We start from the raw sequence: 24,380 nt of genomic DNA, 5'->3' as shown, positions 1-24,380 counted from the left end.
ATCCGCTCGTAAGTCTTTGATTGTTGAGAAGTGTGCCGCCATGAATCGCATTCAATTTGCCACTAGTCGGGCCTTTTTTGCCACTAGTCCCGTTTTTTCGCCGGCCGCCATCGCCCCTTTTTCTCTTCTCTCTAATTCATTGAAAAAGAAGAAGAAAGAATACGGGGAAGGGCCGGAAATCATCGGGAAATCCACGCCACGAGTCGGGCGCGCTTTGCCACGAGTCGGAAACGCTGCCTATTTTTTAGGCCACGAGTTAGAAGGGCATGCCACGTGCTTTTCGTGGCAAATGATGGCAAACGAAAACCTTAAAAATCAAATGGTTGCGTATGGAAAACAGGGCATGCCACGAATCCACGAGTTGTTTTGCCCTTCCCCCCGCCGCGTCACGCTCGGGAGATAGCCCGATGCACACCATCAACCTCGAGCAAGCCGCCGCGCTGCTCGGCGCGCATCCGGAAACGGTGCGCTTGAAGGCAAAGGCCGGCGACGTACCGGGCCGCAAGGTCGGGAAGCGCTGGATGTTTTCGACGGTTGCCCTGCAGCGTTACCTCGCCGGAGAATGGATCCCGCGAGTTGTGCAGGGCGAACGTCCTGGAGAAGTTGAAAAATGTCGCTCTACAAACGGAAGACCAGTCCCAACTGGCAATACAAGCTGTACCCCCCTGGCGGCGGAACGCCGCTACAAGGCAGCACTGGAACCAGCAACAAAACGCAGGCCCAGGAGTTTCACGATCGACTGAAGGTCGACCTTTGGAACCAGGCGCGGCTCGGCACGAAACCGCGCTACACCTGGAACGACGCCGTCGTCCGATACATCAGCGACCGTGACGGACTGTCGAGCCTGGAAACGTCGAAAACGCACCTACGATGGCTCGACCAACACCTGTCCGGTGTCCCGCTGGCAGACATCGACCGCGACAAAATCGACGCAATCGCTCAGGCGAAAAGGAGGGAACCGAAGGTCATCCGCACGAAGCGCGGAATCGTCACGACCGACCAGTGCGTGAGCGCCGGCACCGTGACGCGTGTGATCGGCGTGTTGAAGGCCGTGCTGAACGCTGCAGTCGAGTGGGAATGGTTGGATCGCGTGCCGGTGACGAAACGCGCGAAAGTCGTGCAGAAGCGGATCCGGTGGCTCACGCAGGCAGAGGCCGAACGGCTGCTCGCCGAGCTGCCCGATCACCTGGCCGACATGGCGCGCTTCGCGCTCGAGACGGGGTTACGCCGCTCGAACGTGACAGGACTGCAGTGGTCGCAGGTCGACATCGTCCGGCGCGTCGCATGGATCCATCCAGACCAGGCGAAGGCGAAGAAGGCGATCACGGTGCCCCTGTCGGATACTGCGATCGCGGTGTTGCGCCGGCAGCTCCCGAAGCGACGGGATCCCGACTTCGTCGACAGCGTGTTTGTGTATCACGGCCGGCCCGTCTATCAAACCGTGACCGAAGCCTGGCGCAAGGCTCTGAAGCGTGCTCGTATCCGCGATTTTCGGTGGCACGATCTGCGCCACACCTGGGCGAGCTGGCATGTGCAGCGCGGCACGCCGCTACAAGTCTTGAAGGAGCTGGGCGGGTGGGAAACGCTGGAAATGGTGCAGCGGTACGCGCACCTGTCAGCAGACCACCTGGCGCATTGGGTCACGCCGCTGACGGCCGAGCCGGCGCCGATCCTAGCTGCAATTTAGCTGCAATGAGTCTGTCCGACGAAGGGAGGAAACCGCTGAGAGCCTTACTAGGCTTGGCGCGCCCGGCTGGGATCGAACCAGCAACCCCTGCCTTCGGAGGGCAGTACTCTATCCATTGAGCTACGGGCGCGTGTGACAGTGAAACGACCCCAATATACAGGCCGCCCACGATTGGCAAGACGGCAAGGATACCCGGTTTCCCATGACGCGTCCACCTTGCCCGACGAATCCCCGCCGCACCGTGCTGCGTGCGGGTAAACACGCGCCATCGCACCGCTCGCCGTGATGTAAACGTTCCGTCTATAATCGTCCGTGCTTCATTGGACTGCCATTTTGCCGTTGCACCGCGCTCACAATTCCTATTCACGGAGACGAGGCAAGCATGAGCGAAGCACCCCACGAATCTCCCGTCAAAACCCCCGGGCAGCTGATTGCCGTCATCATCGCGTCGTTCGCGATTCCGATCATCCTGATCGTCCTGTTCGCCAATTATGCGAACCATGCGTTCCGCGCCGGCGCCGGCACGGACGCGCTATCCGACGAGCAGGTCGCCGCGCGTATCGCCCCGCTCGCGCAGGTCGAAGTGAAGGACGCCAACGCGCCCCGCACGTACAAGACCGGCGAGGCTGTCTACAAGGCCGTCTGCGTGACCTGCCACGGCACGGGCGCCGCCGGCGCGCCGAAATTCGGCAACAAGGACGACTGGGCGCCGCGCATCTCGCAAGGCTTCGACACGCTGCTGAAGACGGCACTGGCCGGCAAGGGCGCGATGCCGCCGCGCGGCGGCACGAGCCCCGACGACGTCAGCGACTATGAAATCGCCCGCGCGATCGTCTACATGGCGAACAACGACGGCGCGAACTTCCCCGAACCGGCCGCACCGGCCGCCAACGCGGCGCAGCCCGCCAGCGGCGCGGCAGGCGCATCCGGCCCGGCCGACGCCGCGAGCGCGCAGATCGCCGCCGCGCAGGCCGCGATCGCCGCGATCCCGAAGGCCGGCGAACAACCGGCGGCCGCCCCGGCCAGCGCCGATGCCGCAACCGCCGGCAAGGCACTGTACTCGTCGACCTGCGTGGCCTGCCACGGAGCCGGCGTGCTCGGCGCGCCGAAGTTCGGCAGCAAGGAAGACTGGGCGCCGCGCCTGAAGGACTCGATGGACACGGTCTACAACTACGCGCTGCACGGCAAGGGCGCGATGCCGCCGAAGGGCGGGTCGAACGCATCCGACGCCGACGTGAAGGCCGCCGTCGACTACATGGTCAACTCGGCGAAGTAACACCGGCCGGCCAGAAAAAACCCCCGCGGCGCACGCGCACCGCGGGGGTTTGTTTTTTGCCTGGCCGGCTGACCGGCTGACCGGCTGACCGGCTGACCGGCTGACCGGCTGACCGGCTGACTGTCAGATCGTCGAAACACCGCACACCCGACGGCGCCGCGGCGTCACTTCTGCAGCAACGCCTTCAGGCTGGCGAGCCGGTCCTTCGGCGACATCGGCGCCTCTTCGGGGGTAGGCGGCGGCGCATCGTCGAGCCCCATCTCCGGAATGAAGCGCGACGGCTCGCACACGACCGTCTCGCGCGCCCGCTTGCGCTTCTTGCACCAGTTCAGGTGCAGGCTGCGCTGCGCACGCGTGATCGCGACGTACATCAGCCGGCGCTCCTCCTCGATCCGCTCGTTGTCGATCGGGCCGTCGTCCTCGCTGCCGCCGCGGTGCGGCATGATGCCTTCCTCGACACCGACCAGGAACACGTGCGGATACTCGAGCCCCTTCGACGCATGGACGGTCGACAGCCGCACGGCGTCCGGATCCTCGTCCTTGCCCTCGAGCATCGACATCAGCGCGACGGTCTGGATCAGGCCGAGCAGGTTCTTGCCGGTATCGGCGAGCCCGTCGGCGTTGTGGAAGCCTTCGGCCTCGCCGTCGACGGCTTCCGTCTCGGGCTTGGTGCCCTTGCGCTTCAGCCATTCGAGGAATTCGAGCACGTTCTGCCACTTCGACTGCGCCTGGCGCTCGTCGAACGCGTCGTACAGGTACGCCTCGTAGTGGATCGCCTCCATCATGTCGTCGAGCACGACGGTCGCGGGCTCCTTGTCCGCGCGCTCGGTCAGGCGCTGGATGAAGTCGCAGAACATCCGCAGCGGCTCGACCTGGCGCGCCGACAGCCGCGCCTCGATGCCGCCCATGTACACCGCTTCGAACAACGACACCTTCGCCTGGCCCGCGAACGAGCCGAGCGCCTCGAGCGTCGTGTTGCCGATCCCGCGGCGCGGCGTCGTGACCGCGCGGATGAACGCGGGATCGTCGTCGGCGTTCGCGATCAGCCGCAGGTACGCGCACAGGTCCTTGATCTCGGCCTTGTCGAAGAACGACTGGCCGCCCGACAGCACGTACGGAATGCGTTCGCGCCGCAGCACCTGCTCGAAGATGCGCGCCTGGAAGTTGCCGCGATACAGGATCGCGTAGTCGCGGAACTGCGCGCGCCGCTCGAACTTGTGCGCGGACAGCCGGAACACGACCGATTCGGCTTCATGCTCCTCGTCGTTGCACGGCGTGACGGTGATCGAATCGCCCATCCCGTGCTCGGACCACAGCTTCTTCTCGAACAGTTTCGGGTTGTTCGCGATCACGTTGTTCGCGGCGGTGAGGATGCGCACCGTCGACCGGTAGTTCTGCTCGAGCTTGACCAGGTGCAGCTTCGGGAAATCCTTGCCGAGCTGCGCGAGGTTCTCGAGCGTCGCACCGCGCCAGCCGTAGATCGCCTGGTCGTCGTCGCCGACCGCCGTGAACGCGGCGCGCGGGCCCGCGAGCAGCTTCAGCAGTTCGTACTGGCACGCGTTGGTGTCTTGGTACTCGTCGATCAGCAGGTAGCGCAGCTTGTTCTGCCAGCGGTCGCGCACCTGCTCGTTCTTCGCGAACAGCTCGGCCGGCAGGCGGATCAGGTCGTCGAAGTCGACCGCCTGGTACGCGTGCAGCGTCGCGACGTAGTTGCGGTAGACCAGCGCGGCCTGGTGCTCGTCCTCGTTGGCCGCGATCGCCATCGCCTCGTCGGGCATGATCAGGCCGTTCTTCCACAGCGAGATGATGCTCTGGATCTTGCGGATCAGCCCCTTGTCGGTCGTGCCGAGCTGCTCCTGGATCATCCCGAAGCAGTCGTCCGAATCCATGATCGAGAACTGCGGCTTCAGGCCGACGTGCTCGGCCTCCTGGCGCAGGATCTGCACGCCGAGCGAGTGGAACGTGCAGACGGTGAGCTGGTTGACGGGCACCTTGCGCCCTTCCTTGCCGGGCGTGGTGAGCGTCTTGCCCTCGAGCAGCTTCCCCACGCGCTCGCGCATTTCGGCGGCCGCCTTGTTCGTGAACGTGACGGCCGCGATGTGGCGCGGCTCGAAGCCTTTCGCTTCGATCAGGTGCGCGATCTTTTGCGTGATCACGCGGGTCTTGCCGCTGCCCGCGCCGGCGAGCACGAGACAGGGACCGTCGAGATAGCGCACCGCTTCGTTCTGGGCGGGATTGAGGCCTGCGGACATGATGGCGGATGGTGTTGCTGGTTGACGGCGGAATGCCGGGAGGATGCCGTGCGCGACAGGCTGGCGAAGCAGGCGGACACGCGGGGCAGGACGCGCATGTTAACACGTCGGCGGCGCGCTTTTCGGGAGCGCCGCCGGACGGGGCCGCGCGGGCGGATTCCGCCGCCGCCCCTTGTCCGTGCGGCCAATCCGGCCCCGTTCGCGCAGCGATCGGCCACAATATCTCCACCCGGCGCCGCCCCGCGCCCAACCGCCTGAATCGCCTGAATCGCCACCGGATCGACATCATGGGATACCCGTTCGCCACCGCCGCCCTTGGCCCGCTGCTGTTCGCGCAGGGGCGCTACGTGCGCCGCGTCACACCGCGCCTGCCCGAGGCGGCCGGCCCGCGCGACGGCGTGGCGGGCGACGGCCCGCCGCTGCGCGTGCTGGTGGTCGGCGATTCGGCCGCCGCAGGCGTCGGCGTCGCGACGCAGCGCGACGCGCTGTCCGGGCAGCTGGCGAACGCGCTCGCGGCCACGCACCGCGTGCACTGGAAGCTGCTCGCGCGCACGGGCCTGACCACGCGGGAGCTCGTCGACTGGCTCGCCGCCGAACCGGCCGAGCCGTTCGACGTGGCCGTCACGTCGCTCGGCGTCAACGACGTGACGGGCGGCGTATCGCCGGCCCGCTGGCAGGCGCAGCAGGCCGAGCTCGTCCGGCTGCTCGTCACGCGCTTCCGGGTCGGCCACGCGATCCTGTCGGCGGTGCCGCCGATGGAGCGCTTTCCGGCGCTGCCGCAGCCGCTCGCGTGGTATCTCGGGTTGCGCGCGAAACGGCTCAACACGGCGCTCGCCGGCTGGGCCGCGACGCAGCCGCACTGCACGTTCCTGCGCGTCGAGCTGCCGCTCGAGCGCCATCTGATGGCCGCCGACGGCTTCCACCCCGGTGCCGCCGCCTGCACGGTGTGGGCCACGCAGGTCGCCGCCGCCGTGCTGCGCCGGACGGCCGCATGACGTACCACGACGCCCCGGCACCGGCCTTTCACCGCGCGGGCCGGCAGGCGAAACCCCGCACGGACGGCACACGGGCGCGCGCAAAATGCCGGCCTTGCTTGCGCAAGCGCCGCATCGCACGGCGCGTTTCGCCCGAACGCCCCGGTACGAGCGGCGGCGCCATGCCAAAATAGCCGGTCGTCTTCGCGCCGTCTCGGCGCACCATCCTTTAGTTTCCTTCGCAGCCAGGGATTGCCATGTCGTCATTGCTCAGGATTGGTTTGATGGGTTTCGGTTTCGCCGGCGCGACGTTCCACGCGCCGGTCATCGCCACGAGCGGCCGCACTGAAGTCGCCGCGATCGCGACGGGGCAGCCCGATCGCGCGCAGGCCGCGTATCCGGGCGCGCGCGTCGTCCCCGATCTCGACACGCTGCTCGGCCTCGACGACATCGAATGCGTGGTGATCGCCACGCCGAACGACACGCACTTCACGCTCGCGCGCCAGGTACTCGAAGCCGGCCGCCACGTGGTCGTCGACAAGCCCGTCACGCTCACCGCCGACGAGGCGCTTGCGCTCGCGCGGCTCGCGAACGCGCGCAGCCGGCTGTTCGCGCCGTTCCACAACCGCCGCTGGGACGGCGATTTCCTCACCGTGCGCCGCATCGTCGAATCGGGCGAGCTCGGCCGGCTCACGTATTTCGCGTCGCACTTCGACCGCTTCCGCCCGACGCCGCGCACGCGCTGGCGCGAGGAACCCGCCCGCGGCGGCGGCCTGCTGCTCGACCTCGGCCCGCACCTGATCGACCAGGCGCTCGCGCTGTTCGGCCTACCCGAAACGGTGGGCGCGACCGTCAAGACCCGTCGCGACAACGGCACGGCGCCCGATTTCGTGCACCTGCAGCTCGGTTATCCGGACAAGGAAGTGGCGCTGCATGCGAGCGCGCTGTCGGCGATCGAACCCGCGCGCTTCACGCTGCACGGCACGCGCGGCAGCTACCAGAAGTTCGGGCTCGACACGCAGGAAGACCAGCTCAAGGCCGGCCTCACCGCGGACGACGTCGAATTCGGCGGCGGCAATCCGCCGGGCCTGCTGCGCGTGCTCGACGGCGAGGTCGAGGTCGAACGCCCGGTGCCGACACTCGACGGCCAGTACGCGGAGTTCTACCGCGCGCTCGCCGCGTCGATCCGCGACGGCGCGCCGTTCCCCGTCACCACGCAGGATGCCGTCGACGTGATGACGATCATCGAGCTCGCCGCGCAGAGCGAGCACGACGGCCGCCGGCTGCCGTTCGTGCGCCGCACGATCTGACACCGCGCGCGTGCCGGTCGCGGCCGGCCGGCACGCGCGCGGCCGGCCCGGCGGATTCGATTACAGGAACATTCGGTTACAAATGCCGGGGGAACGAAAGTCAGCGTCCGACCGGTCTGACGCGTTTCTCGAAAAAGTCGATCCGACACCAATCCGTCTGGAGAATGTTGATGCAACGGTTGATTCGCGCAGCAGCGTGCTGCGTCCTGGTTTCCTCGCTTGCGGCCTGTATCGTGCAGCCGCAGCAGCCGGTTCGCCCGGCCCCTCCGCCGCGGCCGAATCCGCAGGTCGTCGCGAACGAGCGGATGCAGCAGATCCAGGGCCGGATCGAGAACCTGCACCGCCGCATCGATGCGCGCGTGAACGGCGGCTACTACCCGCCGCCGTACGGCGCGCAGCTTCACCACCGCCTCGACGTGATCCGCCAGGAAGCGAACGACATGTCCGCGCAGCACAGCGGCGGCCTGTCCGGCGACGAGCAGCGCGTGCTGAACCAGGAACTCGACACGGCCGCGCGCGCGATCGGCGAGTAACGCACCGGCGCCCGCCGGCGCGGAAAAAGCGGCGGCGCCGGTTGCCGCCGCTTGTCGCGAAGCGACATTCTTTTGCTCAAATTGACAAGGCCCACCTGCTCGCGTACAGTCGCCCGCACGCGTCGGGAGAGCGTGTGACCGTGCTGTTTCAGCCGGTTGCGCCGCCGAAGGGGCACACCCGCAAACTCTCAGGCAAAAGGACCGACCGCGTCGGGGAACCTCGTCCGTGCATCGCGCGGGCCACACACTCCCCGCACTCTGGAGAGCGGCAGTAGCCCGCAGCGCATAGGCTGCGCGGGCAGGCTGCCCACCGAAGGGGCGCGCGTTCGCCAGGCCAGGCCGGCAGCGCAATCTCTCAGGTATCGAGGACAGAGGGGCATGTACCGGATCGCTCGCAGGCCGTCGGCCGCGGTGGTCGGCACATGGCCGTTCTGATCCGCGCGCAAGCGCCTTGCCTGAGGCCTCGATGACTGCACTGAATCACACCCCGCTCAACGCCGCGCACCGCGCGCTCAATGCCCGCATGGTCGACTTCGGCGGCTGGGACATGCCCGTCAACTACGGCTCGCAGATCGAAGAACATGAAGCCGTGCGCACCGACGCCGGCATGTTCGACGTGTCGCACATGTGCGTCGTCGATTTCACCGGCAGCCGCGTGCGCGCGTTCTTCGAGCACGCGATCGCGAACAACGTCGGCAAGCTCAAGACGCCCGGCAAGGCACTCTACTCGTGCCTGCTCAATCCGCAGGGCGGCGTCATCGACGACCTGATCGTCTACTACTTCACCGAAGAATTCTTCCGCGTCGTCGTCAACGCCGGCACGGCCGAGAAAGACATCGCGTGGTTCAACCAGCTGAACGAGCAAGGCGGCTACGGCGTCACGATCGCGCCGCGCCGCGATTTCGCGATCATCGCCGTACAGGGCCCGAACGCCCGCGAAAAGGCCTGGGCGACCGTGCCCGCCGCGCGTGCCGCGACGAGCGAGCTGAAGCCGTTCAACGCCGCGCAGGTCGCCGGCACGCCGTTCGGCGATCTCACCGTCGCACGCACCGGCTATACCGGCGAAGACGGCTTCGAAGTGATCGTCCCGGCCGTGCACGTCGAAGCGCTGTGGAACGCGCTGCAGCAGAACGGCGTGCGCCCGTGCGGGCTCGGCGCGCGCGACACGCTGCGCCTCGAGGCCGGCATGAACCTGTACGGCCAGGACATGGACGACACCGTCTCCCCGCTCGACGCGGGCCTCGCGTGGACGGTCGACCTCGGCGCGCCGCGCGACTTCGTCGGCCGCGCCGCCCTTGAAGCAAACGGCACCCGCGCCGCGTTCGTCGGCCTGATCCTGCAGAAGGAAAACGGCAAGGCGGGCGGCGTGCTGCGCGCGCACCAGAAGGTCGTCACGCCGCACGGCGAAGGCGAGATCACGAGCGGCACGTTCTCGCCGTCGATGCAGGAATCGATCGCGTTCGCGCGCGTGCCGGCGGCCGTCCAGATCGGCGACGTGGTCCAGGTGCAAATTCGAGACAAGAATCTTCCCGCGCGCGTGGTAAAACTGCCGTTCGTGCGCAACGGCAAGGTCCTCGCTGCGTAACGGCCGGGAGGCCCGCCTCCCGGGAAGCCGGGAGATGGCGCCCGGCGCAACACCACACCCGGCGCGCCCCGACGGGCGCGCCAGCAAAACGAACAAACCCTTTTATCAGGAGCATCCGATGAGCAACGTCCCGGCCGATCTGAAGTACACCGACGAACACGAGTGGATCCGCACTGAAGCCGACGGCACGCTGACGGTCGGCATCACCGATCACGCGCAGAACACGCTCGGCGACATCGTTTTCCTCGAACTGCCGGCCGTCGGCAAGCAGGTGAAGGCGGGCGACGCGATCGGCGTCGTCGAATCGGTGAAAGCGGCGTCGGACATCTATTCACCGGTGTCGGGCGAGGTGGTCGCGATCAACGCGGACGCCATCGACACGCCGGAAGAGGTGAACAGCGACGCGTACGACACGTGGCTGTTCAAGATCAAGCTCGCCGCCGGCGCATCGACCGACGGCCTGCTCGACGCCGCCGCCTACAGCAAGCTGATCGACTAATTCCCTTACCCGAACCGCGCGACGCCGGCCGCCGGCCGGCCCGCGCGGGACCAGAGTCACGCCATGAAGCTCGAACACCCGGACCGCCTGATGAACCGCACGCCCCTCTCGCTCGCCGCGCTCGAAACGCACGACGCGTTCGCCGAACGCCACATCGGCCCCGACGCCGCCAGCCAGCAGGCCATGCTCGACACGCTCGGCTTCGCGTCGCGCGCCGCCCTGATCGACGCCGTGATCCCGGCCTCGATCCGCCGCGCCGAAACGCTGCCGCTCGGCCCGTTCGCGCAGCCGAAGAGCGAGGCCGAAGCCCTCGCCGCGCTGCGGGTTCTCGCGGACAAGAACCAGGTGTTCCGCTCGTATATCGGTCAGGGTTACCACGACACGCACACGCCGGCCGTGATCCTGCGCAACGTGCTCGAAAACCCGGCGTGGTACACGGCCTACACGCCGTACCAGCCCGAAATTTCCCAGGGCCGCCTCGAGGCGCTCCTGAACTTCCAGCAGATGGTCGCCGACCTGACGGGCCTCGCGATCTCGAACGCGTCGCTGCTCGATGAAGCCACCGCCGCCGCCGAAGCGATGACGCTGCTGCAGCGCACCGGCAAGCCGGCATCGAACGTGTTCTACGTCGCCGACGACGTGCTGCCGCAAACGCTCGAAGTGATCCGCACGCGCGCGCTGCCGGTCGGCATCGAGGTCAAGACGGGCCCGGCCGCCGACGCAGCGCAAGCGAATGCATTCGGCGTGCTGCTGCAATACCCGGGCGTGAACGGCGACGTGCGCGACTACCGTGCGCTCACCGAAGCGATCCATGCGGCCGGCGGCCACGTGGTCGTCGCGGCCGACCTGCTCGCGCTGACCGTGCTGACGCCGCCCGGCGACTGGGGCGCGGACGTCGCGATCGGCAACACGCAGCGCTTCGGCGTGCCGATGGGCTTCGGCGGCCCGCACGCCGCGTATCTCGCGGTGCGTGACGAATTCAAGCGCCAGATGCCGGGCCGCCTCGTCGGCGTGACGGTCGACGCGCAGGGCAAGCCCGCGCTGCGCCTCGCGCTGCAGACGCGCGAACAGCACATCCGCCGCGAGAAGGCGACGTCGAACGTGTGTACCGCGCAGGCGCTGCTCGCGATCATGGCGAGCATGTACGCGGTCTACCACGGCCCGCACGGCCTGAAGACGATCGCGCTGCGCGTGAACCGCATCGCGGCCCTCTTCGCCGCCGGCGTGAAGCAGCTCGGCTTCACGACCGTCAACGACACGTTCTTCGACACGCTGACGATCGATACCGGCGCGCGCACCGCGCAGGTCCACGAATTCGCGAAGGCCAGGCGCATCAACCTGCGCCGCGTGAGCGACACGCAAGTCGGCGTGTCGGTCGACGAAACGACGACGCGCGATGACCTCGCCGATCTCCTCGCCGTGTTCGCGCAGGCCGCGGGCGGCACCGCACCGGCCATCGACGCCCTCGATGCGGGCCTTGCCGGCGTTGCCGCGCTGCCGGCCGGCCTCGAGCGCACGAGCGCGTACCTGACGCACCACGTGTTCAACCGCCACCATTCCGAAACCGAAATGCTGCGCTACCTGCGCAGCCTGTCGGACAAGGATCTCGCGCTCGACCGCTCGATGATCCCGCTCGGCTCGTGCACGATGAAGCTGAACGCGACGTCGGAAATGCTGCCGGTCACGTGGCCCGAATTCGGCGGCATCCACCCGTTCGCGCCGGCCGAGCAGACCGTCGGCTACCGCGAGATGATCGACCAGCTCGAGCAGATGCTCGTCGCGGCCACCGGCTACGCGGCCGTGTCGCTGCAGCCGAACGCCGGCTCGCAGGGCGAGTACGCGGGCCTGCTGATCATCCACGCTTACCACGCATCGCGCGGCGAAGCGCACCGCGACGTGTGCCTGATCCCGGCATCCGCGCACGGCACGAACCCGGCCTCCGCGCACATGGCCGGCATGAAGGTCGTGGTCGTCGCCTGCGACGCGCAGGGCAACGTCGACATCGCCGATCTCAAGGCCAAGGCCGACGAGCACGCGAAGGACCTCGCGGCGATCATGATCACGTATCCGTCGACGCACGGCGTGTTCGAGCAGAACGTCCGCGAGATCTGCGAGATCGTGCATGCGCACGGCGGCCAGGTGTACGTCGACGGCGCGAACATGAACGCGATGGTCGGCCTGACCGCGCCGGGCCAGTTCGGCGGCGACGTGTCGCACCTGAACCTGCACAAGACCTTCTGCATCCCGCACGGCGGCGGCGGCCCGGGCGTCGGCCCGGTCGCGGTCGGCGCGCACCTCGCGAAGTTCCTGCCGAACCAGCGTTCGACCGGCTACTCGCGCGACGAAAACGGCATCGGCGCGGTGTCGGCCGCGCCGTACGGCTCGGCGTCGATCCTGCCGATCTCGTGGATGTACATCGCGATGATGGGCGCGAAGAACCTGACCGCCGCGACGGAAACCGCGATCCTCAACGCGAACTACATCGCGAAGCGCCTCGCGCCGCACTACCCGGTGCTGTATTCGGGCCCGGGCGGGCTGGTGGCGCACGAGTGCATTCTCGACCTGCGCCCGATCAAGGAATCGAGCGGCATCACCGTCGACGACGTCGCGAAGCGCCTGATGGATTACGGCTTCCACGCGCCGACGATGAGCTTCCCGGTGCCGGGCACGCTGATGGTCGAGCCGACCGAATCGGAATCGCAGGAGGAACTCGACCGCTTCATCGCCGCGATGATCGCGATCCGCGAGGAAATCCGTGCGGTCGAGGAAGGCCGCACCGACCGCGAGGACAACCCGCTGCGTCACGCCCCGCACACGGCGGCCGTCGTCACCGCGAACGAATGGCCGCACGCGTACTCGCGCGAGCAGGCCGCGTACCCGGTCGCGTCGCTCGGCACGAACAAGTACTGGCCGCCGGTCGGCCGCGCGGACAACGTCTACGGCGACCGCAACCTGTTCTGCTCGTGCGTGCCGATGTCGGAATACGCATAACGCACACGAGGCCAGGAGCCGTCCGATGGTGCCCGCACCGCACGCAACCCGGGGTTGCGTGCGGTTTTTTTGTTCGCCGCGCGAACCCGTGCACGTTCGTGCGCCAATCCAGCTAACATCACACGCGATCCAGCCAATGAAGGAGTTCCGCATGGTGCGTCCGATGTTTCCGGGCCATGGTGCACTGCAAGGGCGGCCGCGCGCGCGCCGCTTCGTGCCGATGTTCGTCGCGTCGCTGTCGTTGGCCGCTGCCGGCCTCGGCGCGTGCGGCAGCGCGCGCGCGGCGATGAATTTCTGCGCGGCGCCGGCCCTGCAGGCGAGCGAGACGACGCAGGCCGAGCCGGGCGTCCAGGCGCTGATCCGCAGCGTCGACGCACGCATCGGCGAGCAGCCGAAGGCGATGGCCCGCGTGCACACCGAGGGCACGCTGCCGCACGAAGGCATCTACGACCAGAGCGCCGCCGCGCTGAAGGATCTCGACCTGATGCGCGATGCCGCGCTCGCGTGGCGCGTGACGAACGCGCCGCGCTACCTGCAGCTCGTCGACCGCTTCCTGTCCGCGTGGGTCGGCACCTACCAGCCGAGCTTCAACCCGATCGACGAGACGCGTTTCGACAGCCTGATCGTCGCGTACGACATGACGGCAAGCGCGCTGCCGGTGAAGACCCGCAACGCGACCGCGGCGTTCATCGCGAAGCTCGGTGCCGGCTATGTCGCGCAGATCGACGCGCAGAAGCGCCCGCTCACCGGCACCTGGCGCAACAACTGGCAGAGCCACCGGATCAAGCTGATCGCGCTGTCCGCGTTCACGCTCGGCGACCGCAGGATGATGAACGCCGCGCAGCGGCTGTTCGTCGAGCATCTCGCCGACAACATCGGCCCGGACGGCAAGACGTGGGACTTCGAGGAGCGCGATGCGCTGCACTACGCGGTCTACGACCTGCAGCCGCTGGTGACGGCCGCGCTCGCCGCGCGCCGCTTCAACCGCAACTGGCTCCGCGAGCGCGGCACGAACGGTGCGACGCTCGCGGCCGCGCTCGACTGGCTCGTGCCGTACGCGCTCGGCGAGAAAACGCACGAGGAATTCGTGAATTCGCCGGTGCCGTTCGACGCGAAGCGCCGCGAAGCCGGCCTGCCGGGCTACACGGGGCAGTGGGACCCGAAAAACGCCACCGAACTCTTTCATCTGGCCGCGCGGCTCGACGGGCGCTATGCCCGCGTCGCGCAGCAACTTTCCCCAACGCCGCCCGCATGGCTCGCCGCGTGCCTGCCATTGCAGGCGCGCTAGCACTACTCTTAAAGCAAGGCAGGAATCGAAATGGCAGTCAGCGTCTTTGACCTCTTCAAGATCGGTATCGGTCCATCCAGTTCGCATACGGTCGGGCCGATGCGCGCGGCGCTGATGTTCGTCCAGGGCCTCGAGCGCGACGGGATGCTCGACGCGACCGCCCACGTGAAGGTCGAGCTGTACGGCTCGCTCGGCGCCACCGGCAAGGGCCACGGCACCGACCGCGGCGTGATGCTCGGCCTGCTCGGCGACGCGCCCGACACCGTCGATCCCGACACGATCGACGCGCGGCTGGAAGACGTCCGCAAGTCGAAGAAGCTCGCGCTGCTCGGCACGCATCCGGTGCCGTTCGTGCTGAAGGAGAACATCGCGTTCTACCGCCAGGCGCTGCCCGAGCATCCGAACGGGATGAAGCTGCGCGCCAGCGACGCGAACGGCGCGGTGCTGGTCGAGCGCACCTACCTGTCGGTCGGCGGCGGCTTCGTCGTGACGGCCGGCGCGCCGAACACAAAGGTGCTGAGCGCGGCCGAGCAGATGACGCACCCGTTCCGCACCGGCGCCGAGCTGCTCGCGCTGACCGAGTCGACCGGCAAGTCGATCGCGCAGCTGATGTGGGAAAACGAGCGCGCGTGGCACACCGAGGAAGAGACGCGCGACGGCCTGCTGAAGATCTGGGCGGTGATGCAGTCGTGCGTGTCGCGCGGCTGCGGAATCGGCAACCCGGATGCCGACGGCAACCTGCCCGGCCCGTTCCAGGTCAAGCGCCGCGCGCCGCAGCTGTACCGCACGCTGACGGGCAGCCCGGAGCGCGCACTGCAGGATCCGCTGTCGATGATCGACTGGATCAACCTGTACGCGATCGCGGTCAACGAGGAAAACGCGGCCGGCGGCCGCGTCGTGACCGCGCCGACCAACGGCGCGGCCGGCATCATCCCCGCCGTGCTGCACTACTACACGCGCTTCACGCCGGGCGCGAACGAGCAGGGCGTGATCGACTTCCTGCTCACCGCCGCCGCGATCGGCATTCTTTACAAGCTGAATGCGTCGATCTCCGGCGCGGAAGTCGGCTGCCAGGGCGAAGTGGGCGTCGCGTGCTCGATGGCGGCGGGCGCGCTCGCGGCCGTGCTCGGCGGCACGCCGCAACAGGTCGAGAACGCGGCCGAGATCGGGATGGAGCACAACCTCGGCCTCACCTGCGACCCGGTCGGCGGGATGGTGCAGATTCCCTGCATCGAGCGCAACGCGATGGCGTCGGTGAAGGCGGTCAACGCGGCGCGCATGGCGTTGCGCGGCGACGGCTCGCACTACGTGTCGCTCGATTCGGTGATCAAGACGATGCGCGAGACCGGTGCCGACATGAAGACGAAGTACAAGGAAACGTCGCGCGGCGGGCTCGCGGTGAATATCGTCGAGTGCTGATGCGGTAACGGCGGTCATGCGGGGCGAATCGATACCCTGCATGACCGCCGGACATGGCGAGCGCTTGCGTCACGCCCGCCGGCACGCTAGTCGCTCAGCCAGTTCTCCAGCCGCACGCCCGGGTAGCTCGCGAAATCCCGCTCGTTGTTGGTCACGAGCACGACGTCGAGCGACACCGCATGCGCCGCGATCAGTTTGTCGAGATGATCCTTCTTCCGGTCGCGGGCCGCTTCGCGGACAGGGCCGTACGCTTGCGCGGCCGGCGCGTCGAACGGCGCAACCGGGATATCCTCGATCAGCGCGGCCAGATTGCTGCGCTCCCGGGCCGGACTTGCACACGCGGTCACACCGTACTCGAGCTCGGCATAGGTAATCGCCGACATCACGACGTCCCCCGTGTAGCACTGTGCAAATCGTCTCGCGACCTGTTCCGGCTGATTCTTCATCAGGTAGATGCACATGTTGGTGTCGAGCATGTAGCGCGCCATCACAAGCCCTCGCGGTCGGCCTGCTCGTGGTCGCCACGCCCTTCGGCCATGAAATCCGGCCCGAATTTCGCGAACTTCTCGAGCACGCCGGTCAACGGCCGCCGCATGGGCCGAATACGGATTTCGTCGCCGATCCGTTCGATTTCGAGCTCGATATCGCTGCGCTCGTAAGCAAGATCCGCCGGAATCCGTACGGCCTGCGAGTTGCCGTTCCGAAACACCCTCGTGGTATGCATGTCGATCTCCCATGCGTGTGTACGATGGATGTACTTTAGGGTGTTTCCAAGGCAATGTAAATCCATGTGTGTACACGACTCCGAAGTGATCACGCGGGCGGCTTGCGAAATGCCGGAGATATCCACTGCCAGCGGCCGGTCAATTGCGGCGAAAAGACACGTGGTTCGACGCAATTCGCCACCCGCCTGACCGTGGCGGCGGATCGTCCTGTCCGGCTCGATGCTGGCAGCCTCCACTGTCCACCGTCCGGCAATCACGCACCAGTCGTCCTTTCGGCCAGCCGAACCCGGCGAGCATGCAAGACGCGCCGCCCGACCCGCTCCGGGTTCCGACACTTTTCACCGGCCGGCGTACCGGCGCCCCGCCGACAGGCGTAAGCTGTACGTCCCGCTACCCAGGGAGACGGCAGCCCATGTCGCATTCCAAGGATCTCGAGCAGCCCGCCACCACCGGCGCGCGACTGCTCGTCGATGCGTTGCTCGCCAATCACGTCGAACGCGTGTTCTGCGTGCCCGGCGAGAGTTTCCTCGCCGTACTCGATGCGCTGGCGGACGACACCGCACGCATCCAGACGGTCGTCTGCCGCCACGAGGCGGCCGCCGCGAACATGGCCGAGGCGGTCGGCAAGCTGACCGGCCGCCCCGGCATCGCGTTCGTCACGCGCGGGCCCGGCGCGACCCATGCGTCGATCGGCGTGCACACCGCATTCCAGGATTCGACGCCGATGATCCTGTTCGTCGGCCAGTGCGCGCGCGAGCACCTCGACCGCGAAGCCTTCCAGGAAATCGACTACCGCCGGATGTTCGGCCAGATGGCGAAATGGGTCGCGCAGATCGACGATCCGCGCCGCATTCCCGAGTACCTGAGCCATGCGTTCCACGTCGCGACCGCCGGCCGGCCCGGCCCGGTCGTGCTCGCGCTGCCGGAGGACGTGCTGTCCGAAGCCTGCGCGCCGCAGCCCGTCGTGCCGGCCGCGAAACGCGTCGCGGCCGCGCCGTCGGCCGCGCAGCTCGACGAGCTGCGCGAGCGGCTCGCGCGCGCCGAACGTCCGTTCGCGATCGTCGGCGGCAGCGGCTGGACGCCCGACGCGTGCGCGAACCTGCGCACCTTCGTCGAGCGCTGGCAGTTGCCGGTGGCCTGCGCATTCCGCTACCAGGACACGATCGACAACGCGCACCCGAACTATGCGGGCGACGTCGGGCTCGGGATCAACCCCGCGCTCGCGAAGCGCATCCGCGACGCCGACCTGCTGCTCGTGATCGGGCCGCGCCTCGGCGAAGCGACGACCGGCGGCTACACGCTGCTCGACATCCCGAAGACACGCCAGACGCTGGTTCACGTGCACCAGGGCGCGGACGAGCTCGGCCGCGTGTATGCGGCCGACCTGCCGATCGTGTCCGGGATGCCCGAGATCGCCGCGCCGCTCGCCGCGCTCGAGCCGCCCGAGCACCCCGCGTGGGCCGGCAGCGCCGCCGACGCGCATCGCGCGTATCGCGAATGGCATGCGCCGCTGCCAATGCCGGGCGACGTCCAGCTCGGCGACGTGATGGTGCAGTTGCGCGAGCGCCTGCCGCACGACGCGATCCTCACCAACGGCGCCGGCAATTATGCGATCTGGCTGCATCGCCACTTCGCGTACCGGCACTTCCGCTCGCAGCTCGCGCCGACGAGCGGCGCGATGGGCTACGGGCTGCCGGCCGCGCTCGCCGCGAAGTCGCTGTACCCGTCGCGCGCCGTCGTCGCGCTCGCGGGAGACGGCTGCTTCATGATGGCCGGCAACGAGCTCGCGACCGCGATGCAGTACGGGCTGAACATCGTGGCAATCGTCGTCAACAACGGGCATTTCGGTACGATCCGCATGCATCAGGAGCGCAACTACCCGGGCCGCGTGCACGGCACGGGGCTCACGAATCCCGATTTCGCCGCATATGCGCGCGCATTCGGCGCGCATGGCGAGACCGTCGAGCGCACCGCCGATTTCGCGCCCGCGCTCGAACGCGCGCTGACCTGCGGGCTGCCCGCGCTGATCGAGATCCGCATCCCGCAGGACGCCAGCACGCCGGCCGCGACCCTCGAACAGATCCGCGAACAGGGCCGCCGCGCGCGCGGCGGATGACGGTGAGCACGCACGCCGCGCCGCCTGCCGTCGCGCTGTCGCACGACGACGCGCTGGCGCTCCCCGGCACGCTGCTCGCACCGGACGGCACGCTCGTCGCGCCTTACGACCTCGAGCACGGCGACACGCGTGCCGCCGGCCACGTGGCGGCCGCGCCCGCGCGCGGCCTGCTGCACGCGGCGCACCGGCCGTTCCGGCTCGACTATGGCCGCGCCCGGCAGGTGCACGTGATCAACGGGATGGGGGTCACGCTCGGCGATTCGGTGATCGGGCTCACCGCCCTCGCCGCGCTGCGCGCAGCACACCCGGGCCTGGGCTTCACGCTGTACCGGCCTGCCCGCGCGCCGCGCTACGTCGATGCGCTGTACGCGCTCGCGGCCGACATCGTCGCGCCGTCGCGCGCGCTGCCGTACCCCGCCGACGCGCTGCCGGCGGACGCGCCCTGCATCGACGTCGGCAATCACCTGTACTGGCCCGCGTTCGCGCGGTTGCCGATGATCGATTTCTTCCTCGACGCGCTCGGCGTGGAACCTGCCTCGGTGCCGGCGTCGGCCAGGCGCAACCGCTGGCTCGCGCGGCTGCCGTTGCCCGCGTTGCCCGCGCAATGGCAGCGTCCGTACGTGCTGTTCTGTCCGAACGCGAGCACCGCGTTGCGCAGCGTGCCGCCTGCCCTCCGGGCTACGTTCGTCGAACAGCTGGCCCGGCGCTACGGCTTGCCGGTGGCCGGGTTCGGGCCGGTCGCGCATCCCGCGTATGTCGACGTGAGCGCCGATGCGGCAGGCGATACGGCCCGGTTCATCGCATGGGTCAAGGGCGCCAGCCTGCTGTTCGCGCCCGACACGGCCGCGCTGCACCTTGCCGACGGTTTCGACGTGCCGACGCTCGCGTGCTTCACGACGATCGGGCCGGCGCTGCGCGTGCGCGACTATCCGCATTGCGTGCCGGTCGCGCTCGACGTGCCGGCCGAATTGCACGGGCTGCATCGCAGCGAGCGGCCGGCCGATCTCGCGGCGGTCGAGGCCGCTTACCGGGCGATCGACTGGGACGCGCTGGCCTGGCCCGCGCCGCGCAAAGCCACGGCGACCGCCGCATAGGAAAACCGGACTGCGTGGCCGAAAGCGCAATAGCGAGCCCGCACCGCCTGAGCCTGAGCCTGAGTCCGAGCCAGAGTCCGAGCCTGAGTCCGAGTCCGAGTCCGAGCCTGAGTCCGAGTCCGAGTCCGAGTCCGAGTCCGAGTCCGAGTCCGAGTCCGAGTCCGAGCCCGAGCCAGGCTCACCCCGACTGCCGCCCCGCGCTCACCCCGCCACCATCACCGCGCGATCGCGCAGCGTCTCCGACGGCCGCTTGCCGAACAGTCGCCGGTAATCGGTCGCGAACTGGCTGAGATGCCAGAAGCCCCACGCCTCCGCAACGTCCTGCACCGAACCGGCCGCGCGGCCGCACAGGTCGCGCCGCGCACCGTTCAGCCGCAGCGTGCGCAGGTAGGTGGCAGGCGCCATGCCGAGCACGTCCTGGAAGCAGTACTGCAGCGTGCGCCGGCTCACGTGCAACTGCTCGCACAGTTCGGGCACGCCGACCGGGCGCGTGCGGTGCGCGAGCACGTAGTCACGCGCCTGTTCGACGATCCAGCGGCGCATCGACGGCGCGCGGCCGGCATCGTCGTCGGCCGGTTGCGCGCACACGTCGAACAGCGCGGCCAGCACCTCGGCCTGCAGGTCGTCGCGCTGCGCATCGGCCAGCGGGCCGGCCATCGCCACCGCCCCGTCGAGCCGGCGGCCGAGCAGCGCGCACAGGCGCGCGAGCCGCGCATCGCCGACCTGCATCACGCGCTGCGTGAACAGCCGCTCGTCGAGCGCACGGTGCTCGACCTCCTCCGCATAACGACGCAGCACGTCGCCGCGCACGACGATGCCGTAGATCGAGAACTGCGCGGGCGTCACCAGTTCGAATTCGACGTTGCCGGGCCGGAACGCGAGCGCGCCGGGCCCGATGCGGCACGCATCGACGCGCGCGGTGCCGTCGCTCACGAGCGGGATGCCGAACCAGTACGCATCACCGCGCACCTCGCAGGCCTGGCGCAACAGGTGGCTCGTCGATTCCCGAAACAGTTTCATCGTGTCGAGCGGCAGCTCGGTCAGCGTGCCGACGAAACGGCCGGCCGCGAGCTGGTCGTAGGTCTGCCGCCAGCCGATCAGGTTGCGCGCCTGCTCGTCGGCGTCATGCGCGACGCTGACGACCGCCTGCCCGGCCAGCGCATCGTCGCCCTGCGCGTTGCGCCGCGTGTCTTCGGCCGTCGGTTCTTCGCTACACGCCACGTATTGATCCATCGTGTCCTCCCTCACCTGCCCGGAACCGCGTCTGTCACGCAAGTCCCGTGCCGAACCGCGCGATTCGGCGAACGGCCCGTCATTCCACGTTGTCCGGCCGTTGCGCGCCATCCGGGCGCACCCGAAGGCGGCGTGCCGCGCACGCCGCCGGTGCGATCCGCGCGACGACCGCGCATCTCGACCGCCGCCGGCCACCGAATCCCGGCTACCCGGCCGGCTTCAGCCGCACGACCCGCGTGCCGCAATTGCCATACGCCTGCGCGACCGCCAGCTCGACGATCGCGCTTCCGGCCGGCCAGGGCGCCGCGTCGGCTTCGGGCAAATCGGCGCGCAGCGTCGCGCGACCGTTGATCCGGTAGCGGATGCCGCGCACGAAGTCGACGAACAGCAACCCGACGCCGCTGCCGTCGCATGCCGCCGCATCGATCCGGCCACCGTCGCCGGGGGCGGCAGGCAACGCGAACCGCAGCGTCTTCGTGTCGATCACGCGGACGACCGGCAGCAGATCGCCGTTCGCGTCGCGCATGCCCGGCACGATGTCGCAGGTCACGGATGTGCGCGAGCCGCCCGCAGTGGCGATGAACATGAACGGCTGAGATTCGACGAACTGCCGCACGCCGATGCTCACGCGTGTCGTCACCACGTCGCTCATCCGCTCGGCTTCGTCGGCCACGCCGAAGCGGTGCTGCGCGTCGAGTTCGCCCGCATGGAACACGGGGTGACGCGGAAAGGATCGGGGCAGTTCTGCCATGCTGGTTTTCGTTACACGCATCGGCGCGCCGTGCCGCAGCGACGACACGACGGCCGGTATCGTTTCCGGCGCCGGCCGCGACGATGCTCGGCCGACACCGGGGGTCGGATGTCGAAGTCGAAAATGGCGAAGTGCCGAGTGACCGGATGGGACGACGGCCACCCGCCGATAGCCGATAGCCGCCGCATCGCACCCGCATGGGCAACGCCCGACGGACGGGCAAACGTCACCCGGCCGTCGAACGTTGAACGCAGCCCGCGCGCCACGCGCCCCGCCAACGAACCCCGGCGATCGTCCCGGCCGGCGCTGCCCTGCCGGCCGGGCGACCCCGGCGCTCCGCCACTGCGTCGACGCCCCGGTCAGAAGAACCCGAGCGCCTCGGCCTGGTAGCTGACCAGCAGGCACTTCGTCTGCTGATAGTTCGACAGCGCCATCTTGTGCGTCTCGCGGCCGATCCCCGACTGCTTGTAGCCGCCGAACGCCGCGTGCGCGGGGTACAGGTGGTAGCAGTTGGTCCACACGCGGCCGGCCTCGACCTCGCGGCCCATCCGGTACGCCCGCGTGCCGTTGCGCGTCCACACGCCCGCGCCGAGCCCGTAGAACGTGTCGTTCGCGAGTTCGATCGCTTCCTGCTCGTCCTTGAACGTCATCACCGACGCGACCGGCCCGAAGATCTCTTCCTGGAACACGCGCATCTTGTTGTTGCCGAGCAGCATCGTCGGCTTCACGTAGTAGCCCGTGTCGAGGCCGGCAGCCGGCGCCGTGCGTTCGCCGCCCGTCAGGCATTGCGCGCCTTCGCCGCGGCCGATGTCGATGTACGACAGGATCTTGTCGAGCTGCTGCTGCGACGCCTGCGCGCCGATCATCGTCTGCAGGTCGAGCGGGTGGCCGGCCTTGATGCGCTCGACGCGCGCGACCGCCTTCTCGATGAACTTCTCGTAGATCGATTCCTGGATCAGGATCCGCGACGGGCACGTGCACACTTCACCCTGGTTCAGCGCGAACATCGCGAGCCCTTCGAGCGCCTTGTCGAGGAACGCGTCGTCCTGGTCGAGCACGTCGGCGAAGAAGATGTTCGGGCTCTTGCCGCCCAGTTCGACCGTCGACGGGATCAGGCTGTCGGCCGCCGCGCGCAGGATGTGCTTGCCGACCGGCGTCGAGCCCGTGAACGCGATCTTCGCGATCCGCTTGCTGGTCGCGAGCGCTTCGCCCGCTTCCTTGCCGAAGCCGTTCACGATGTTGATCGTGCCGGCCGGGAACAGGTCGCCGATCAGCTCCATCAGCACGAGCACCGACGCGGGCGTCTGCTCGGCCGGCTTCATCACGACGCAGCAGCCGGCCGCGAGCGCCGGCGCGAGCTTCCACGCGGCCATCAGCAGCGGGAAGTTCCACGGGATGATCTGGCCGACGACGCCGAGCGGCTCGTGGAAGTGGTACGCGACGGTGTTGTCGTCGATCTCGGAGATGCCGCCTTCCTGCGCGCGGATGCAGCCCGCGAAGTAGCGGAAGTGGTCGATCGCGAGCGGCAGGTCGGCCGCCATCGTCTCGCGCAGCGGCTTGCCGTTGTCGATCGTCTCGGCCACGGCCAGCAGCTTCAGGTTCTTTTCCATCCGGTCGGCGGCGGCGAGCAGCAGGTTCGCGCGCTCGGCCACGGACGTCTTGCCCCACTTGCGGCGCGCGGCATGCGCGGCGTCGAGCGCCAGCTCGATGTCGTCGGCGCCCGAGCGCGGAATGCGGCAGAACGGCTGGCCGTTGATCGGCGACACGTTCTCGAAATACTCGCCTTTCACCGGCGGAACCCACTTGCCGCCGATGTAGTTGTCGTATTGCTGACGGTACGGGTATTCGACGTCGAGGCCCAGTTGCTTCAGGTCAAACGGGTTCATACATGTCTCCTGTTCATCGTGCTTGTGTGCGTACAGCGCCGGTTGGATCGCGCTGCATCCGTTTACGCAACATGCGTGCCAAACGGGACGGAAGCACGGCGACCACGGCCGGCCCGCGTGCGCACCGTGCCCTGTTCACCCACGCAGCACGGCGGGTGTACCCATTCTGAACAGCGCGATTGCGCAGCAGCCGGGCCGGTGTGCGAAATTTCCACAGTGCGCGGGCACGCCCGCAGGCGGACGCCGGCCGCGACGCGTGGCATGTCGCTTGCGTGCGCATCGTGCGTTCCCACGCAACGGCGAGTGCGCCGACCGACACCATGAACGACCGCGGCCCCCTGACCGACGACGCCATCGCGTTCATCCGCGAGCAGGCGTTCCTGATCGTCGCGACCGCCGACGAAGGCGGCAACAGCGACTGCTCGTACCGCGGCCGCCAGCCGCGCGCCGACGGCTCGTTCGAGCCGCTCGTCGACATCCCCGATCGCCGCACGCTCGTGCTGCCCGACTTCGCGGGCAACAACCTGTTCAACACGATCGGCAACCTGCTCGTGAATCCGGCCGTCGCGCTGCTGTTCGTCGATTTCGTGCGCCAGACGACCTGGCTCGTGCAGGGCCGCGCGACGATCGACGAGGATGCGCCAGGCCGCGCTCACCTGTGGCCGGACGCGCGGCGCTATGTGGTGGTTGACGTGGAACGGACGCAGGCGCGCGCGGATGCGGCGCTGCCGCCGCTGGTGCTGGCGTGATTCACGCGATGC

At 68.5% G+C, this 24,380-nt stretch carries 21 protein-coding genes, 1 tRNA gene and 2 riboswitches; of the genes, 15 read left to right on the top strand and 7 right to left on the bottom strand.

Annotation, left to right across the window (positions count from 1 at the left end; genetic code table 11):
• The first annotated feature begins 40 nt into the window (after positions 1–40).
• Genes PQB87_RS00885 through PQB87_RS00875 form a run of 3 tightly spaced genes read left to right on the top strand, consistent with a single transcriptional unit; the run spans position 41 to position 1,687 of the window.
• The gene (locus PQB87_RS00885) at positions 41–403 is read left to right on the top strand and encodes a hypothetical protein (RefSeq protein WP_489242851.1); all 363 of its coding nucleotides are present in this window, start codon (positions 41–43) and stop codon (positions 401–403) included.
• Positions 330–743, top strand: coding sequence for a helix-turn-helix domain-containing protein (locus PQB87_RS00880; protein ID WP_489242460.1), 414 nt, complete (start codon positions 330–332; stop codon positions 741–743). Before PQB87_RS00885 ends, PQB87_RS00880 begins: the two co-directional genes overlap by 74 nt.
• The gene (locus tag PQB87_RS00875) at positions 656–1,687 is read left to right on the top strand and encodes a tyrosine-type recombinase/integrase (protein ID WP_230954559.1); all 1,032 of its coding nucleotides are present in this window, start codon (positions 656–658) and stop codon (positions 1,685–1,687) included. Before PQB87_RS00880 ends, PQB87_RS00875 begins: the two co-directional genes overlap by 88 nt.
• A gap of 54 nt (positions 1,688–1,741) precedes the next feature.
• Here PQB87_RS00875 and PQB87_RS00870 read toward each other — a convergent pair.
• Positions 1,742–1,817, bottom strand: a tRNA-Arg gene (locus PQB87_RS00870).
• A gap of 252 nt (positions 1,818–2,069) precedes the next feature.
• Here PQB87_RS00870 and PQB87_RS00865 point away from each other — a divergent pair.
• The gene (locus PQB87_RS00865) at positions 2,070–2,963 is read left to right on the top strand and encodes a c-type cytochrome (RefSeq protein ID WP_048025223.1); all 894 of its coding nucleotides are present in this window, start codon (positions 2,070–2,072) and stop codon (positions 2,961–2,963) included.
• Between the two features lie 164 nt (positions 2,964–3,127).
• Here PQB87_RS00865 and PQB87_RS00860 read toward each other — a convergent pair whose 3' ends face one another.
• The gene (locus tag PQB87_RS00860) at positions 3,128–5,215 is read right to left on the bottom strand and encodes a UvrD-helicase domain-containing protein (protein ID WP_027788668.1); all 2,088 of its coding nucleotides are present in this window, start codon (positions 5,213–5,215) and stop codon (positions 3,128–3,130) included.
• A gap of 287 nt (positions 5,216–5,502) precedes the next feature.
• Here PQB87_RS00860 and PQB87_RS00855 point away from each other — a divergent pair, with 287 nt between their 5' ends.
• From PQB87_RS00855 to PQB87_RS00820, 8 genes are all read left to right on the top strand, one after another.
• Positions 5,503–6,210: an SGNH/GDSL hydrolase family protein gene (locus tag PQB87_RS00855; RefSeq protein WP_489242459.1), complete on the top strand. Its 708-nt coding sequence runs from the start codon at positions 5,503–5,505 to the stop codon at positions 6,208–6,210.
• Positions 6,211–6,446: 236 nt separating this feature from the next.
• Positions 6,447–7,499, top strand: a complete 1,053-nt coding sequence (locus tag PQB87_RS00850) for an oxidoreductase (RefSeq protein WP_059490274.1) — start codon at positions 6,447–6,449, stop codon at positions 7,497–7,499.
• A 170-nt stretch (positions 7,500–7,669) separates the two neighbouring features.
• A complete protein-coding gene (locus tag PQB87_RS00845) occupies positions 7,670–8,032 on the top strand; it encodes a hypothetical protein (protein WP_021164193.1) in 363 nt (120 codons plus the stop codon).
• A 113-nt stretch (positions 8,033–8,145) separates the two neighbouring features.
• Positions 8,146–8,246, top strand: a riboswitch (glycine riboswitch).
• A 34-nt stretch (positions 8,247–8,280) separates the two neighbouring features.
• A riboswitch (glycine riboswitch) is annotated at positions 8,281–8,414 on the top strand.
• Positions 8,415–8,498: 84 nt separating this feature from the next.
• On the top strand, positions 8,499–9,617 hold the full coding sequence (gene gcvT, locus PQB87_RS00840; protein ID WP_059694458.1) for a glycine cleavage system aminomethyltransferase GcvT: 1,119 nt from the start codon (positions 8,499–8,501) through the stop codon (positions 9,615–9,617).
• A gap of 118 nt (positions 9,618–9,735) precedes the next feature.
• Complete coding sequence (gene gcvH, locus PQB87_RS00835) at positions 9,736–10,116, top strand: glycine cleavage system protein GcvH (RefSeq protein WP_021164191.1); 381 nt, start codon at positions 9,736–9,738, stop codon at positions 10,114–10,116.
• 63 nt (positions 10,117–10,179) lie between these two features.
• Positions 10,180–13,107 (top strand): aminomethyl-transferring glycine dehydrogenase, encoded by a 2,928-nt coding sequence (gene gcvP / locus PQB87_RS00830; protein ID WP_489242458.1) that lies wholly within the window; start codon positions 10,180–10,182, stop codon positions 13,105–13,107.
• Between the two features lie 151 nt (positions 13,108–13,258).
• Positions 13,259–14,395 carry an alginate lyase family protein gene (locus tag PQB87_RS00825; RefSeq protein ID WP_174415863.1) on the top strand — a complete coding sequence of 379 codons (1,137 nt, stop codon included), beginning with the start codon at positions 13,259–13,261 and terminating at the stop codon, positions 14,393–14,395.
• 30 nt (positions 14,396–14,425) lie between these two features.
• Positions 14,426–15,814: an L-serine ammonia-lyase gene (locus PQB87_RS00820; RefSeq protein WP_021164187.1), complete on the top strand. Its 1,389-nt coding sequence runs from the start codon at positions 14,426–14,428 to the stop codon at positions 15,812–15,814.
• An 86-nt stretch (positions 15,815–15,900) separates the two neighbouring features.
• Here the strand turns inward: PQB87_RS00820 and PQB87_RS00815 are convergent, their stop codons facing one another.
• Both PQB87_RS00815 and vapB read right to left on the bottom strand, forming a co-directional pair.
• Positions 15,901–16,302, bottom strand: coding sequence for a type II toxin-antitoxin system VapC family toxin (locus tag PQB87_RS00815; RefSeq protein WP_059687888.1), 402 nt, complete (start codon positions 16,300–16,302; stop codon positions 15,901–15,903).
• Positions 16,302–16,538: a type II toxin-antitoxin system VapB family antitoxin gene (gene vapB, locus PQB87_RS00810; protein WP_059528333.1), complete on the bottom strand. Its 237-nt coding sequence runs from the start codon at positions 16,536–16,538 to the stop codon at positions 16,302–16,304. The genes PQB87_RS00815 and vapB overlap by 1 nt, the downstream gene beginning before the upstream one ends.
• Before the next feature lie 413 nt (positions 16,539–16,951).
• Between vapB and PQB87_RS00805 the strand changes: the two genes are divergently transcribed.
• Complete coding sequence (locus PQB87_RS00805) at positions 16,952–18,655, top strand: thiamine pyrophosphate-binding protein (protein WP_059678233.1); 1,704 nt, start codon at positions 16,952–16,954, stop codon at positions 18,653–18,655.
• Complete coding sequence (locus PQB87_RS00800; protein WP_194290280.1) at positions 18,652–19,749, top strand: glycosyltransferase family protein; 1,098 nt, start codon at positions 18,652–18,654, stop codon at positions 19,747–19,749. The genes PQB87_RS00805 and PQB87_RS00800 overlap by 4 nt, the downstream gene beginning before the upstream one ends.
• A 201-nt stretch (positions 19,750–19,950) precedes the next feature.
• Here PQB87_RS00800 and PQB87_RS00795 read toward each other — a convergent pair whose 3' ends face one another.
• From PQB87_RS00795 to exaC, 3 genes are all read right to left on the bottom strand, one after another.
• A complete protein-coding gene (locus PQB87_RS00795; RefSeq protein WP_059687891.1) occupies positions 19,951–20,982 on the bottom strand; it encodes a helix-turn-helix domain-containing protein in 1,032 nt (343 codons plus the stop codon).
• Positions 20,983–21,187: 205 nt separating this feature from the next.
• Positions 21,188–21,733: a hypothetical protein gene (locus PQB87_RS00790; protein WP_059591617.1), complete on the bottom strand. Its 546-nt coding sequence runs from the start codon at positions 21,731–21,733 to the stop codon at positions 21,188–21,190.
• A 359-nt stretch (positions 21,734–22,092) separates the two neighbouring features.
• A complete protein-coding gene (gene exaC, locus PQB87_RS00785) occupies positions 22,093–23,619 on the bottom strand; it encodes an acetaldehyde dehydrogenase ExaC (RefSeq protein WP_021163584.1) in 1,527 nt (508 codons plus the stop codon).
• A 200-nt stretch (positions 23,620–23,819) separates the two neighbouring features.
• On the opposite strand from exaC, the gene PQB87_RS00780 reads away from it, so the two are divergent.
• Entirely contained in the window at positions 23,820–24,368 is a 549-nt protein-coding gene (locus tag PQB87_RS00780; RefSeq protein ID WP_489242457.1) for a pyridoxamine 5'-phosphate oxidase family protein, read from the top strand.
• The last annotated feature ends 12 nt before the right edge of the window (positions 24,369–24,380 follow it).

Source organism: Burkholderia sp. KL41, from assembly GCF_057005415.2.
The sequence above is the reverse complement of the archived record's forward strand: the minus strand, read 5'-3'. Positions and strand labels throughout refer to the sequence as shown.

Excerpts from the sequence above, each read along its gene's own strand:
- PQB87_RS00790 (WP_059591617.1), bottom strand. The coding sequence starts at position 21,733 with ATGGCAGAACTGCCCCGATCCTTTCCGCGTCACCCCGTGTTCCATGCG.
- gcvP (WP_489242458.1), top strand. The coding sequence starts at position 10,180 with ATGAAGCTCGAACACCCGGACCGCCTGATGAACCGCACGCCCCTCTCG.
- PQB87_RS00860 (WP_027788668.1), bottom strand. The coding sequence starts at position 5,215 with ATGTCCGCAGGCCTCAATCCCGCCCAGAACGAAGCGGTGCGCTATCTC.
- PQB87_RS00845 (WP_021164193.1), top strand. The coding sequence starts at position 7,670 with ATGCAACGGTTGATTCGCGCAGCAGCGTGCTGCGTCCTGGTTTCCTCG.
- PQB87_RS00795 (WP_059687891.1), bottom strand. The coding sequence starts at position 20,982 with ATGGATCAATACGTGGCGTGTAGCGAAGAACCGACGGCCGAAGACACG.
- PQB87_RS00805 (WP_059678233.1), top strand. The coding sequence starts at position 16,952 with ATGTCGCATTCCAAGGATCTCGAGCAGCCCGCCACCACCGGCGCGCGA.
- PQB87_RS00815 (WP_059687888.1), bottom strand. The coding sequence starts at position 16,302 with ATGGCGCGCTACATGCTCGACACCAACATGTGCATCTACCTGATGAAG.
- PQB87_RS00850 (WP_059490274.1), top strand. The coding sequence starts at position 6,447 with ATGTCGTCATTGCTCAGGATTGGTTTGATGGGTTTCGGTTTCGCCGGC.
- PQB87_RS00885 (WP_489242851.1), top strand. The coding sequence starts at position 41 with ATGAATCGCATTCAATTTGCCACTAGTCGGGCCTTTTTTGCCACTAGT.
- exaC (WP_021163584.1), bottom strand. The coding sequence starts at position 23,619 with ATGAACCCGTTTGACCTGAAGCAACTGGGCCTCGACGTCGAATACCCG.
- PQB87_RS00825 (WP_174415863.1), top strand. The coding sequence starts at position 13,259 with ATGGTGCGTCCGATGTTTCCGGGCCATGGTGCACTGCAAGGGCGGCCG.
- gcvH (WP_021164191.1), top strand. The coding sequence starts at position 9,736 with ATGAGCAACGTCCCGGCCGATCTGAAGTACACCGACGAACACGAGTGG.
- PQB87_RS00800 (WP_194290280.1), top strand. The coding sequence starts at position 18,652 with ATGACGGTGAGCACGCACGCCGCGCCGCCTGCCGTCGCGCTGTCGCAC.
- vapB (WP_059528333.1), bottom strand. The coding sequence starts at position 16,538 with ATGCATACCACGAGGGTGTTTCGGAACGGCAACTCGCAGGCCGTACGG.
- PQB87_RS00865 (WP_048025223.1), top strand. The coding sequence starts at position 2,070 with ATGAGCGAAGCACCCCACGAATCTCCCGTCAAAACCCCCGGGCAGCTG.
- PQB87_RS00820 (WP_021164187.1), top strand. The coding sequence starts at position 14,426 with ATGGCAGTCAGCGTCTTTGACCTCTTCAAGATCGGTATCGGTCCATCC.
- PQB87_RS00880 (WP_489242460.1), top strand. The coding sequence starts at position 330 with ATGGAAAACAGGGCATGCCACGAATCCACGAGTTGTTTTGCCCTTCCC.
- gcvT (WP_059694458.1), top strand. The coding sequence starts at position 8,499 with ATGACTGCACTGAATCACACCCCGCTCAACGCCGCGCACCGCGCGCTC.
- PQB87_RS00855 (WP_489242459.1), top strand. The coding sequence starts at position 5,503 with ATGGGATACCCGTTCGCCACCGCCGCCCTTGGCCCGCTGCTGTTCGCG.